Source organism: Aeromonas sp. A600620, from assembly GCF_029479985.1.
GTDB classification, from domain to species: domain Bacteria; phylum Pseudomonadota; class Gammaproteobacteria; order Enterobacterales; family Aeromonadaceae; genus Aeromonas; species Aeromonas veronii_A.
Window position 1 is genome coordinate 59,117 of record NZ_JAAKXB010000012.1, and the last position, 13,919, is coordinate 73,035.

At 55.6% G+C, this 13,919-nt stretch carries 10 protein-coding genes; 3 read left to right on the forward strand and 7 right to left on the reverse strand.

What is annotated here, in order from left to right:
- Nucleotides 1-62: 62 nt before the first annotated feature.
- Entirely contained in the window at nucleotides 63-2,537 is a 2,475-nt protein-coding gene (locus tag G5533_RS14960; protein ID WP_216978915.1) for a glycogen/starch/alpha-glucan phosphorylase, read from the reverse strand.
- 375 nt (nucleotides 2,538-2,912) lie between these two features.
- Nucleotides 2,913-3,110 (reverse strand): DUF4250 domain-containing protein, encoded by a 198-nt coding sequence (locus G5533_RS14965; protein WP_005333612.1) that lies wholly within the window; start codon nucleotides 3,108-3,110, stop codon nucleotides 2,913-2,915.
- Between the two features lie 230 nt (nucleotides 3,111-3,340).
- Here G5533_RS14965 and G5533_RS14970 point away from each other — a divergent pair, with 230 nt between their 5' ends.
- Both G5533_RS14970 and G5533_RS14975 read left to right on the forward strand, forming a co-directional pair.
- Nucleotides 3,341-3,826, forward strand: a complete 486-nt coding sequence (locus G5533_RS14970; protein WP_421244962.1) for a cell division inhibitor — start codon at nucleotides 3,341-3,343, stop codon at nucleotides 3,824-3,826.
- Between the two features lie 412 nt (nucleotides 3,827-4,238).
- Complete coding sequence (locus tag G5533_RS14975) at nucleotides 4,239-4,673, forward strand: YcgN family cysteine cluster protein (RefSeq protein WP_421255472.1); 435 nt, start codon at nucleotides 4,239-4,241, stop codon at nucleotides 4,671-4,673.
- A 362-nt stretch (nucleotides 4,674-5,035) separates the two neighbouring features.
- Here G5533_RS14975 and pflB read toward each other — a convergent pair whose 3' ends face one another.
- The 4 genes from pflB to G5533_RS14995 all read right to left on the reverse strand — a co-directional run bounded on the left by pflB (nucleotide 5,036) and on the right by G5533_RS14995 (nucleotide 11,982).
- A complete protein-coding gene (gene pflB, locus G5533_RS14980) occupies nucleotides 5,036-7,318 on the reverse strand; it encodes a formate C-acetyltransferase (RefSeq protein WP_005352571.1) in 2,283 nt (760 codons plus the stop codon).
- Between the two features lie 46 nt (nucleotides 7,319-7,364).
- Nucleotides 7,365-8,213 carry a formate transporter FocA gene (gene focA / locus G5533_RS14985; RefSeq protein ID WP_005333620.1) on the reverse strand — a complete coding sequence of 283 codons (849 nt, stop codon included), beginning with the start codon at nucleotides 8,211-8,213 and terminating at the stop codon, nucleotides 7,365-7,367.
- A gap of 381 nt (nucleotides 8,214-8,594) precedes the next feature.
- Nucleotides 8,595-10,355, reverse strand: coding sequence for a 30S ribosomal protein S12 methylthiotransferase accessory factor YcaO (gene ycaO / locus G5533_RS14990; RefSeq protein WP_005352574.1), 1,761 nt, complete (start codon nucleotides 10,353-10,355; stop codon nucleotides 8,595-8,597).
- A gap of 193 nt (nucleotides 10,356-10,548) precedes the next feature.
- Complete coding sequence (locus G5533_RS14995; protein ID WP_021231363.1) at nucleotides 10,549-11,982, reverse strand: glycoside hydrolase family 1 protein; 1,434 nt, start codon at nucleotides 11,980-11,982, stop codon at nucleotides 10,549-10,551.
- Between the two features lie 167 nt (nucleotides 11,983-12,149).
- On the opposite strand from G5533_RS14995, the gene G5533_RS15000 reads away from it, so the two are divergent.
- Nucleotides 12,150-13,013: a LysR family transcriptional regulator gene (locus tag G5533_RS15000; RefSeq protein WP_021231364.1), complete on the forward strand. Its 864-nt coding sequence runs from the start codon at nucleotides 12,150-12,152 to the stop codon at nucleotides 13,011-13,013.
- Between the two features lie 46 nt (nucleotides 13,014-13,059).
- On the opposite strand, the gene G5533_RS15005 is transcribed toward G5533_RS15000, so the two are convergent.
- On the reverse strand, nucleotides 13,060-13,809 hold the full coding sequence (locus G5533_RS15005) for a substrate-binding periplasmic protein (RefSeq protein ID WP_441254977.1): 750 nt from the start codon (nucleotides 13,807-13,809) through the stop codon (nucleotides 13,060-13,062).
- Between the last annotated feature and the right edge of the window lie 110 nt (nucleotides 13,810-13,919).

Here is a 13,919-nt window from a genome sequence, read left to right on the forward strand (position 1 = left end):
TTTACGAATCCAAGCAGCTATAAAAAAACCCCGCATAGCGGGGTTCTCATATTAAGAGGTGATCAACCGATGTTGCAGGGTTTCAGCTTCCAGATACGATCCACATAGTCCTGGATGGAACGGTCTGAGTTGAACTTACCCATGGTGGCCGAGTTGATGATAGCCTTCTTCGCCCACAGCGCCGGATCCCGATACCAGGTATCGATCAGCTTGTGTGCATCCGAGTAGGACTGGAAGTCCGCCAAGGTCAGGTAAGGGTCTCCCCCTTCCAGCAAAGAGCGCTTGATGGAGGCCAGCTCACCCGGACGACCCGGCGTGAAGTAGTCGGTATCAAACCAGTCCAGCACGGCCTTGAGCTCGGAGTTGGCATAGTAGAAGTCGTACGGATTATAACCGCGCGCCTTCAGCGACTTCACTTCGTCCACGTTCAGACCGAAGATGGCACAGTTTTCGGCCCCCGCCTCTTCGGCGATCTCGATGTTGGCTCCATCCAGCGTCCCGATGGTGATTGCACCGTTGAGTGCCATCTTCATGTTGCCGGTACCGGATGCTTCGTAACCAGCAGTAGAGATCTGCTCGGAGACATCTGCCGCCGGGATCAACTTCTCGGCCAGACTCACGCGGTAGTTCGGCATGAACACCACTTTCAGCTTGCCCTGGATACGAGCATCGTTGTTGACCCGATCCGCCAGCTTGTTGATGGCATAGATGATGTCTTTGGCCAGCTTGTAACCGGGCGCCGCTTTGGAGCCGAAGATAAACACACGCGGATGCATGTCATAGTCCGGGTTGGCCAGCAGACGACGATAGAGTGCCATGATGTGAATAAGGTTCAGTTGCTGGCGCTTGTACTCGTGCAGACGCTTGATCTGAACGTCAAAGATCGCCTCGGCACTGACATCGATACCGGTTTCGTCTTTGATGACCTTGACCAGCTTCTCTTTGTTATGACGTTTGATGGTCATGAACTGCTGCTGGAACGCCTTGTCGTCGGCAAATTTCACCACGCCACGCAGTTTGTCCAGTTGCAGCGGCCACTCCTTGCCGACCACTTCGTTGTAGAGACCCGCCAGCTCCGGGTTGCAGGCCAGCAGCCAGCGACGCGGGGTTACCCCGTTGGTCACGTTGCACATTTTTTCCGGCCACAGCTCGGCATACTCGGGGAAGAGATCTTCCTTCACCAGCTTGGAGTGGATCTCGGCCACACCGTTCACCTTGGACGAACCGATCACGCACAGGTTGCCCATGCGAACCTTGCGCACGGCCCCCTCTTCGATGATGGAGAGCTTGGCCTTGATGGCGTCGTTGCCCGGCCACTTGGGCTCCACCAACTCGTTCAGGAAGCGGGCGTTGATCTCGTAAATCACCTCCAGATGGCGAGGCAGTACTTTCTCGAACAGGCTGACCGACCACTTCTCCAGCGCTTCCGGCAGCAGAGTGTGGTTGGTATAAGAGAAGACCTGATAGCAGATGGCCCAAGCGGCATCCCAGTTCAGATCTTCCTCGTCAACCAGTACCCGCATCAGTTCCGGGATGGCGACAGTCGGGTGAGTATCGTTGAGCTGAATGGCAATTTGCGCGGCAAAGTTGCTGAAGTCGGCGCCATGCACCCGCTTGTAGCGGCGCATGATGTCCTTGATGGAGCAAGCACAGAAGAAGTACTGCTGGATCAGACGCAGCTCTTTACCGGCATCGGTCTCATCGTTCGGATAGAGTACCTTGGATATGGTCTCGGCCTGGGCTTTCTCAGCCTGGGAGTCGATATAACCACCGGCGTTGAATACGTCCCAGTCGAAAAACTCGGAGGCGCGGGATTCCCACAAACGCAGGATGTTGACGGTGTGACCGCCAAAACCGACCACCGGAATATCCCAAGGCACCCCTTTAATCTTGCGACCGGCGTGCCACACCTTCTTCAGGCCGCCATTGTCACCAAACACGGTCTCGACGTAGCCATAGAGCGGCACTTCTTGCACCGACTCGGGACGGCAGATCTCCCAGGGGTTGCCATATTCACGCCAGGAGTCTGGGCGCTCAATCTGGCGACCATCCTGAATTTCCTGACGGAACAGACCGTGTTCGTAGTGGATACCGTAACCAACCGCCGGATAGTTCAGGGTGGCCAGCGAGTCGATAAAGCAGGCAGCCAGACGACCCAGGCCGCCGTTGCCAAGTGCCATATCCGGCTCTTGTTCGCACAGGTCGGTCAGTTCCAGGCCGAGTTCGCCCAGCGCCTCTTCGCAAGTCTTGTAGAGGGAGAGGTTGTGCAGGTTGTTGGAGGTCAATCTTCCCATCAGGAATTCAGCAGAGAGGTAGTGAATCGCACGAGTATCTTTCTTGAAATGAGTCTGCTGAGTGCGGGTCAGGCGCTCGTACACCTGTTCATTGACGGCCGCCGCAGTGGCTTTCCACCACGCTTCGGGAGAGGCTTTCTGTTCGCTTGTTCCCAAGGTAGAACGCAGGTGACGCACGATACTCGCCTTGAGCTGATCTTTATCCAGTTGGAGATCCTGGTCTGTCTTCTTCTTGGTAGCCATAAACCATATTCCTTCGTTACAAATAAAATTGTTATCCCGCTTGCGGGACCGGCGCTGTTGTTATCTCAAAATATGTACCGGCGTGAGAATACTAACTAAAGCGGCAGAATTAAAAGTTAACGCAAGTCACACTTTAACCGATAAAAACAGCCTGAAAAGCTTGAAAACCCTTTCCTTAAATTGATCGCACAAAAACAAACATTCCCTTTATTATCATAAGCTTAATGAAAAAATAAAAATATTCTGGCATGAATAGGTTTTCAGAGATTGCCAAGCCTTGAAAATCCCTGAAAATAGGCAGCAAGACGGCACATTGAAACCGGTTTCAATGTGCCTGAAAAATTACCGTATAAATATGAAGCAATCATTGCATCCTTAAAGATGTGCTTTGAACTGATTGCTCAATGGATCGTAATGGTACCCAATCTGATCCAGACGCCCTGCCAACTGCTCTTCACTCATATCGTAATAGGCCAGCAACTCCTCCAACCCGTCACACTCAAGCCTTAGCTTCTCATTGATGATGCCCAGCAAGATGTTGGCATCAAGACGTTGCAAGGTACTGATATCCATGGCGGCACCTCCTGTAAATGACCTGTATAACCATGGGTGGTTACGCAAGGTTTGTCCATAGTACGAAAAACACCCAGCCAGTTTTATATTAAATAACTTTTAAAAACATAGTCTTACTAACGTCACATGCTAACACCATCACATTTTTCAGCAAAAACACCTTGTCACTGCCACAGGATATAACTACTGTATACACATACAGCTTGGATATTCATACAGGAATCCCATATATGAACCAGCCCCTGCACTCACTGCCCTTTGCGATGAATCGTGTCATGAGCAAGCCCTGGCCAACCAGAACCGCCTGCAAAGCGGAGTTGGCTCATGATGGTGTGACTATCCAGTCTGATGATCAGTTTCTGAGCGAACTGAGCAAGTTAGGTGACTCTCATACCGGCTGGATCTTGTTGATCGCCCCGCCGGGACGCCCCACAGTCAGCTGTCTGGAAGAGCGAGGTATCGATCCCAAGAGAGTGCTGGTGGTACATAGCCCCAAAATCAAGAACTGGCAGCAAACCCTGGAGCGCAGTCTGGGCAATGGTCACTGCGCCGCCGTATTTACCTGGCTACCCGAGCAGATCGAGCTGGATCACGTCAAGCTGCAGCGACTGGGACAGCAATCTGGCGTACTCACCCGCTTCTTTGGCGCGAAACGGACTAACCTCGGCACACCTCTGCTGGCTTATTCAGAGCAAGATATCTATCTCAATCATTAAGACAAAAAACGAACGCCTACGCAGGCTCTCCCGCGGGTCGCAGTGACAGAAGGGCGCAAACAATATGTGACCAGCGGCTTTATTTGAAAGACAAGCTTGCAACAGCCTGACGGTAGGCATCGGAGATCATTTGACCCTGCTTGCTGCAAGCAGACAAACATCAAAAGATGTAACGGATAAAGAAGCAGAAAATAAAACCTGAACTGGACAATCATGCAGCCCAAGTATTCAAACCTGCGGGACTTCCTGCCCACCAGCGAACCCGTTTGAGCAATATGATGAGGCTGAAAGTCATTGCATTCATTTGAGCTGATCACGACAATTTGCCCACCGGAGTGACCCTCTCCTTGAAATACCGGGTAACAAGGGGTATAACCACGCGTTTTATCAGGTGTAATAAGTGAGCGGTATGATGCAAGCCCCCTTTTGGCAGACCAAGAGTCTGCAGCAGATGACTGAATCCGAATGGGAATCCCTCTGCGATGGTTGCGGAAAATGCTGCCTCAACAAGCTGATCGATGAAGATACCGACGAACTGGTTTTCACCAATGTCGCCTGCAATTTGCTTAACACCAAGACCTGTCAGTGCTCTGATTACGCCAATCGTTTCAAAAAAGAGCCTGACTGTCTGCAGATCACCCATGACAAGATCACCGAATATGACTGGCTCCCCTCAACCTGCGCATATCGCCTGCTGTCTGAAGGTGACGCTCTTCCAGAATGGCATCCTCTGCTGACCGGCAGTCGTTCCGCGATGCATCAGGCTGGTCATTCCGTCCGTGGCAAAGTCATTCACGAGGATCAGGCGGGTGAATGGATCGATCACATCATCACCTGGGCCAGCTGACACGCTCAACCCGCTATTCTCCAAAGACAAGGGCTTATGGGTATTGCTTGATACCCGCGATGGCGCCTCTGTTCACCCCTTAAACCTGATCAGCTGTTCCACGAGCCATAGCAACACTGATGCAATGGCAGGCAGAGCAACCGCCTATCCCCTTAGAGCGCGAATAAAGCATAATCGCATTACAGACGGGGCCCAGGTCAATCCTGGTGAGCCCCTCCCCTTGATCCTCTTCAAATCCCCAGTAACAACTGTTGTGGTTGCGATGGAACTGGGGGCGATTCACAGGGGATGATTACTCCCCCTGAATCGCACGCATAAAAAAACCGGCGCCTTGGCGCCGGTTTTTGCTCACTATGTCTCGATTACAGAGAAGCAGTGAAGGTACGGGTGATGACGTCTTGCTGTTGCTCTTTGGTCAAAGAGTTGAAGCGAACGGCATAACCAGATACGCGGATGGTCAACTGCGGATATTTCTCCGGGTTTTCCATGGCGTCCAGCAGCATTTCACGGTTCATCACGTTAACGTTCAGGTGCTGACCACCCTCTACGTTGGATTCGTGGTGGAAGTAACCGTCCATCAGGCCAGCCAGGTTGGCTTTCTGGGCTTCCATATCTTTACCCAGTGCGTTCGGAACGATGGAGAAGGTATAGGAGATACCATCTTTAGCGTAAGCGAACGGCAGCTTGGCTACGGAAGTCAGGGAAGCAACAGCACCCTTCTGGTCACGACCGTGCATCGGGTTGGCACCCGGGCCGAACGGAGCACCAGCACGACGGCCATCCGGGGTGTTACCGGTCTTCTTGCCATATACCACGTTGGAGGTGATGGTCAGAACAGACTGGGTAGCAACAGCACCACGGTAGGTGTTCAGCTTCTGAATCTTCTTCATGAAGCGCTCAACCAGGTCACAGGCGATATCATCGACGCGAGCGTCGTTGTTACCGAACTGCGGGTATTCGCCTTCGATTTCGAAGTCGATGGCAACGCCATCTTCGTCACGAATCGGCTTGACCTTGGCGTACTTGATGGCAGACAGGGAGTCAGCGGCTACAGACAGACCAGCGATACCACACGCCATGGTGCGATATACGTCACGGTCGTGCAGCGCCATCAGAGAGGCTTCGTAGCTGTACTTGTCGTGCATGTAGTGGATGATGTTCAGCGCAGCAACGTATTGCTTGGCCAGCCAATCCATGAAGTGGTCCAGACGATCCATTACGTCGTTGTAGTCGAGGTACTCGGACTTGACCATCTCGGTTTTCGGACCGACCTGGATCTTGAGCTTCTCGTCCATACCACCGTTGATTGCATACAGCATGGTCTTGGCCAGGTTGGCACGAGCACCGAAGAACTGCATCTGCTTGCCAACGATCATCGGGGATACACAGCAAGCGATGGCGTAGTCATCGTTGTTGAAATCCGGACGCATCAGATCGTCGTTCTCGTACTGAACGGAAGAGGTCTCGATGGATACCTTGGCACAGTACTTCTTGAAACCGACCGGCAGCTTCTCGGACCACAGGATGGTCAGGTTCGGCTCAGGGGACGGGCCCATGGTGTACAGGGTGTTCAGCATACGGAAGCTGTTCTTGGTGACCAGAGTACGGCCATCAACGCCCATACCAGCCAGGGTCTCGGTCGCCCACATCGGGTCGCCGGAAAACAGTGAATCGTATTCCGGAGTACGCAGGAAGCGAACCATACGCAGCTTCATGACCATGTGGTCCATCAGCTCCTGGGCTTCTTGCTCGGTGATCAGGCCTTTCTGCAGGTCACGCTCGATGTAGATATCCAGGAAGCTGGAGGTACGACCGAAGGACATGGCAGCACCGTTCTGGGACTTGACTGCCGCCAGGTAGGCGAAGTAGGTCCACTGTACGGCTTCTTTGGCGTTCTTGGCCGGTACGGAGATATCGCAACCGTACTTGGCAGCCATCACCTTCATCTGTGCCAGGGCACGGTGCTGCTCGGAGATCTCTTCGCGCAGACGGATGGTGGCTTCCAGGTTGACGCCGTTTTCCAGGTCAGCTTGCAGGGACTTGAACTGGGCCAGTTTGTCGGCCATCAGGAAGTCAACACCGTACAGAGCAACACGACGGTAGTCACCGATGATACGGCCACGGCCGTAGGCATCCGGCAGACCGGTGATAACACCAGACTTGCGGCAGTTCAGGATGTCTTTGGTGTAAACGTCAAACACGCCCTGGTTGTGAGTCTTGCGGTATTCGGTGAAGATCTTCTCGACCATCGGGTCCAGTTGACGACCGTACACTTCGCAAGAAGTTTTAACCATCTTGATACCGCCGTTGGCGATGATGGCGCGCTTCAGCGGCTTGTCAGTCTGCAGACCAACGATCTGCTCCAGGCTCTGATCGATATAACCGGCATCGTGTGCGGTAATGGTGGAGGGCAGGTCAGTATCAAAATCAACCGGCGCATGAGTGCGGTTTTCGATTTTGATCCCTTCCATGACCTTGTCCCACAGCTTGGTGGTCGCTTCGGTCGCGCCAGCCAGGAAGGACTCGTCACCTTCATACGGGGTGTAGTTCTTCTGGATGAAGTCACGGGTGTTGACAGAGGTCTGCCATTCACCGGCCGCGAAGCCTTCCCATGCTTTTTGGAACTGTTCGTTAAGTTCTGCCATTTTTCATTACCTCACACGGTATTGATGTAGTATCCCGCAATCATCCTTAATGATGACGACGGAAGATAAACCAGTAAGTCAGACCAACCATCACGCCACCACCGATGATATTGCCGATGGTCACGGGGATGAGGTTGTGTAGGACGAAGTTGGATACGGTCAGGTCAGCAAAGGTTGCCGGATCCTGGCCGATGGCCTGCCAAAATTCCGGACTAGCCACGCTGTGGATAGCGATACCAACCGGAATCATAAACATGTTTGCGATGCTGTGCTCGAAACCTGAGGCAACGAACATGGCAACCGGCAGCAGCATAACCACTACCTTGTCAGTCGCGCTGCGGGCACCAAAGGCCATCCATGCAGCAAGACATACCATCAGGTTACAGAGGATACCCAGCGCCACCGCTTCGAAGAAGGTGTGGTGAATTTTGTGTTGGGCCACTTTGAGGGCGTTAAGGCCCCACTGACCGTCTGCTGCCGTGTACTCGGCAGAAACGATGATCAGCGCCACCATCAGCAGACCGCCAATCAGGTTACCGAAGTAGACCAGACCCCAATTCTTGAGCAGCTGAGCCCAGCTGATGCGATTGGCAGCCTTGGCCACCAGTGTCAGGGTGGTGGAGGTGAACAGCTCGGCACCGAGCAGCACACAGAGAATAAGTCCGAGAGAGAAGCAGAGACCGCCCACCAACTTGGCCATACCCCAAGGCATGGAGCCGGTTCCGGTCGTCACTGTGATGTAGAAGATAAATGCGATGGCGATGAAAGCGCCTGCGGTGATGGCCAGTGGAATGACCTTGTATGCCGGCTTGGTAGCCTTGGCATAGGTGATGTCTTCAGCCAGTGCAGCGATGGCTTCGGGCTTGAGACAATCGAATGGAGATTCAGCTTTCAATTATTTTCTACCTGAATGTTTTGCCTGTTGAAATCATAACAAAGGGCCAAATAGCCAAAATTGACATTGATCAAGTTTATCAGAGTGCGAATGTAATTTTACTACAAATATTTTAGTGTGATGGCTACGCCACTTTACACCAGGTATCAGCTGAAACAGAAATATCACATTTTTAATGCAATGATTTTAAAGAATTTATTCTAGAGCATGGAAATGTGGCATTGGCAAGATATCTTTGCAGATCGACAGCACATCCCCTGCCCTGCCATCAACCCCCTTAGGGGTATTTTTTGTTTTTTATTTCATCTTTGAATAACAATCCCGTGCCTTGTCGCACGATAAACAGAAGGGGCCACACGGCCCCTTCCTTTACAGCAACGATCACGCCCAGTGATGGGCTCGCTTGGCCTTCTGCAGCTTCTCGTAAGCCGCCAGCAGTTTCTGGTGCAGCGGGAACTGGGAGAGGGACAGGTCAGCCGCCTCCAGCCCGTGGAAGCGTGCTTCGCCAGTGGCGTTGGCCCATGCCTGTGCCAGCGTCTCTTCACCATACATGCGGGTGAAGACGGCGCGATACTGCTCCGGATCCCGCTCCTCGTCGAGGAACAACTCGACGCAGGCGCGCAGGGCGCGGTAGTAGCTGGCACGCTCGGCAGTGAACACCGACTGGTTGAACTCCATGGTCCAGTCGATGAGATCCAGCGCCGTCTCCAGCTCACCGGCGGCCAGCGCCAGCATGGCTTTCAGCTCGCCAACGCGCAGGGTGTGCAGCGCGGTCCCCTTGGCGGCGGCGATGCCCAGCAGCTCGCGTACACGGGTACGCTCGTCGTGCCCCTCTTCATCCAGTTGATCAAACAACGCCATGTACTGCTCGGCATCCCAATCAAGTGATGGCAGTGCCAGGATCACTTCGCGCAGGTTGGCTCCCATATTGTTGTTGGCCAGCAGCAGATCTTCGGCCGGATAGATGTCGGACATGCCGGGCACCAGAATGCGGCAGGCGTAGACACCCAGATGCTCGTAGTCGGCGATATAGACCGGCTGCTCCAGCTCGTGGAAGATGCCGATCAGGTGGTCGAACTCCTCCTGCGAGGTGCCACGGAAGTCCCAGTCGGCAAACTCGAAGTCCGCATCTTGCTTGAACAGATCCCAGCTGATAAGGCCCGAGGAGTCGATGAAGTGGGTCTCGAGGTTGTGGTGATCCGCCACCTGCTCGTTGTCGAATGACGGCGGCACGAATACGTCGAGATCCTTGAGACCGCGGCCCTGCAGCAGCTCGGTGACGGTACGCTCGAAGGCCACTTCGAAGCGCGGGTGGGCACCGAAGGAGGCAAAGCAGGTGCCATTGCTCGGGTTAAGCAGCACCACACAGATGACCGGATAGCGGCCACCCAGGGAGGCATCGAAGCTGTAAATGGGGAAGCCTTCCGCTTCGAGGGCGGCGATGGAGGCTGCAATTCCCGGATAACGGGCAATCACCTCGTCCGGGATCAGCGGCAAGCTGATAGCCTCGGCGATGATCTTGTTCTTCACGTGGCGCTCGAACACCTCGGAGAGCGCCTGGGTGCGCGCTTCGGTCTTGGTGTTGCCAGCGCTCATGCCGTTGGAGACATAGAGGTTGCCGATGATGTTCATCGGGATGTAGACGGTCTCGTGATCGGACTGGCGCTCGAACGGCAGGGCGACGATACCGCGCTCTTCGTTGTTTGACTGAAGATCCACCAGCATGTCGGCGGTCACTTCACCATCCGGGTTGTAAAACTTGCGGGTGAAGCTGTCTAGCAGACCGGCCGGGAACTGGTCACCCTCGATGGGGAACCACTTTTCGTTCGGGTAGTGAACGAAATCGCCGTTGGCGACCTGCTCGCCAAGATAGAAGTCGGCGAAGAAGTAGTTGGTGGAGAGACGCTCGAAATATTCGCCAAGGGCAGACGCGAGGGCCGCCTTCTTGCTGGCACCCTTGCCGTTGGTAAAGCAGAGGGCGCACTCTTTGTCGCGAATATGCACCGACCAGACGTTCGGCACGGGGTTGAGCCAGGAGGCCTCTTCAATATCAAAGCCCAAGGCTTGCAGCTTGGTCTGGAAGCGTTCGATGGAGTCTTCCAGCGCCGCGTCCTTGCCGGGAATAAAAGTGTGGTCAGTCATCACGATATCCTGATTTTTATTGGCTCATGTTCGGCCGCAGATAATAGCAGGGGTCGGCGGCTTTGGCAGGACAAAAATCAGTAAACAGGGATGAGTCGCACGGTGAGAAACCGGCTTGTCCCCGCTCCCCCGCCAAAAAAAGCGCGGGCCCGGGGATTGCCCGGGCCCGCTTGTTACGCGACGCGATAAACCGTCAGAGCTGCTTACCCTGGCTCGCAATCACCTGGCTGTACCAGTGGAAGCTCGCTTTCTTGATCCGGCGAAGGGAGCCCCCCTGCTCGTCACGCTCCACATAGACGAAGCCGTAACGCTTCTGGTAGCCGTTGAGCCAGCTCAGGATGTCGGTGAACGACCAGGCGCAGTAGCCGAGCAATTCCACCCCATCCTGCATCGCCTCCTGGCACGCCTTGACGTGGCTGCGCAGGTAATCGATGCGATACTCATCGTTCACCTTGTCGCCCGCCTCCAGCTTGTCGAACTCGCCAAGACCGTTCTCGGTGATCATCAGCGGCAGGCCATAGCGGGAAGAGAGGCGACGCAGCGCGATGCGCATCCCGGTCGGGTCGATGGCCCAGTCCCAGTTGCTGGTCTCAAGGTGCGGATTGGGCGCCGTCTTGTAAAGACCCGGGATGCCGCTGGACGGGGTAGTGCCCTTCTTGCCGGTGGTGTTGATCCGCTGCAGGGTCTGACCGCCCAAGGGGTTATCTGTGTAGGTCAGGGTGTAGTAGTAGTTGACGCCGATGTAGTCGGGCGTCCCCTCTCGCAGCAACTCCATATCGCCCGGCAGGATCTCCGGCGCCTCGCCGTTTTCCCGCAAGTAAGCGAGCGCCGCCTGCGGATAGCGGCCGAAGCAGTAGGCATCCAGCCACCAGAGGTTGTTGAACTCCTCGGCGTTCTCGTAGGCCAGCATATCTTTCGGATCGCACGACGCCGGATAGGCTGGGGAGTAAGCAAAGCTCGGGCCGATGAGGCCATTTGGCACATGCTGGCGAAACGCCTTGATCACCCGGGCGTTAGCCAGAAAGGCGATATGGTTGGCGGCGAAGAAGCGCTTGCGATCCTGCACAGCGGGCGGATGGGTGCCGAGCTGATAGGCGTTAGTCAGGTTGTAGTTCTGCTCGTTAAGCGACACCCAGTACTTCACCTTGCCGGCAAAACGCTGATAGAGGGTCACGCAGTAGCGCTCGAAATCCTCGATAATGCGTCGGTCTTCCCAGCCGCCGTACTCATCTTGCAGCGCCTGCGGCAGATCCCAGTGATAAAGGGTCAGCACCGGTTCGATCTGGTGGGCCAAGAGGGTGTCGATCAGCTTCTCGTAGAAGGCCAGCCCCGCCTCGTTCACCTCCCCCCGACCGGTGGGATAGATGCGCGGCCAGCTCACCGAGAAGCGGTAAGCCTTGAGCCCCATCTCGGCCATCAGCGCCACGTCCTCTTCCATGCGGTGGTAGTGATCCACCGCCACATCGCCGTTGCTCCCCTCAAAGGTCTTGCCCGGCAGCTTGGTGAAGAGATCCCACACCGAGGGCCCCTTGCCATCGGCATTCCAGCCCCCCTCCACCTGATAGGCGGCGGAGGCGGCACCCCACAGAAAATCGCTCGGGAAGTCGTTGAACTTGTGGTGATGCATCTGGTGTTGCTCCTTCTGCGCTGATGGTGTCAGCCATCTCTGATAACTCGGCGCCCCCGTGCCGGGGCACCCGAAATGAATTGGCATAAGCATCCATCACTTCTAAAATTCCGTCCAATGACAAATATGACCACTCAACATTCCCAACAGGAATGAAAGGAGCCCTGATGGAGCTACGGGATCTGAAAGCCTTCGTCACTCTGGGGGAGGTGCTGCACTTCGGCCAGGCGGCGGTACGTCAGCACGTTACCCAGTCGGCCCTGAGCAAACAGATAAGGCGACTGGAGGAGGAGCTGGGCGGCGAGCTGTTCGAGCGCAACGCCAGCACCACTCGCCTCACCGGACTGGGCAGGGCGCTGTATGAAGATGCCCGCGCTGTGGTCATCCAGAGCGAGCAGCTCTCGCGCACCGCCCGCGACGTGCTGGCGGGCAATGTCGGCACCCTGCGCATCGGCTTTGGCGTGGCCACCAAAATCCTGGTGCCCGCCGCCATCGCCCGTTTTCGCGCCGAGCGGCCGCAAGTGACCATAGAGCTCAACGATCTCTCTACCCACCACCAGCTACTGGCGCTCAGTGAAGGCAAGCTGGATCTCGGTTTTTGCCGCCTGCCCGCCCCCAAGGGGTGGCACGCCCTGCCAGTGGTCGAAGCACACTTTGTCGCCGTGCTGCCCGCCAGCTACCGCGATGTGAGGGAGTTGGCGGATCTGGTGGACAAGCCGCTGGCGATCCTGCGTCGGGACAAGGCCCCGTCGTTTTACGATCACCTGATGAACTATCTGGCCCAGAGCGGGCTGCGTTTTCGCGATATCCAGTACGTCAACGACTTTGCCGCTGGCGTCGCCACCGCGGCAGCCGAGATCGCCTGGACCCTGGTCCCCTCCTCCACCACCATAGAGCACCCGGATGTGCTCACCCTCCCCTTGAGAGACGGGGAAGCCTGTTGGACCATTGGCCTTATCCGTCCGCCCCACAGCAAGGGGCCCTTGATCGATGCCTTCTGGGCAACCATCGCCGATATGACGCCAAGATAGACACGCCCTTGGCAAACCTTGGCAAACCGCAGATGGCGGCAACGCATCAACGATAACGTTCGACGATACGCGCCAACTCGCCGCTTTGTCGCAGCTGTTGCAGGGCACGGTTGAACTCGGTTATCCGGGTATTGAAGCGGGAGTGCTTGCCGATGCAGAGATTGAACGGGGTAGAGGCAAGCTGCAGCGGCACCTCGACCACCTGCCCGGACAATCCCAGCTGGTTGAGTTTGAAACGTGCCACCAGTGGGTCGGTCACCATCAGGTCCCCCCGACCCGCCGCCAGCATTTTGAAAACATTATCGACATTGATGGTGTGATGAACGGTGAAGCCCGCCAGGTTCTCCTTGCCCCAGCCGTTACCGAAATAGTCGAGAAAGGTAAGTGATTTGAAATCGCTCAAGCTGCTGGCTCGCTGAAATTCCGCCATTCGGGGATGGGCGCGCTGGGTAAAAATGGTTAGCACAGTGGTAGTGACCGGCTCTTCCACAACCAAGGTATAGCTGCGCCGCTCCCGGGTTGCGATGGTGACAAAGCCATCGGCCTGCGCCATCCGCACCATTTTTTGCGCCCGTTGCCACGGATAACCTTCATGGCGCACCCGCAGCCCCATCTGCGCTGCCACCCGCTCCATCACGTCGATCATCAGCCCGCGCATCTTGCCCTGTTCGTCACGCCACGAATATGGGGCAAAGTCGTCAAAGTAGACCAGCTTCAACTCGGCCGCTGGCGCCGCCCAGACACTCTGCCACATCAGCAATCCCCACAAGATTGCACTCCCCAGACTGACTCTCATGGCCGCGACTCCATCCACTTCTGCCACCTCTGAGCCTAGTGCAAAGCGGGCTGCGGCAAGGTTCAGGATCCAGTGGAAAAAGTGGCCAACGGAAAAAGAGAGGGGAAGCA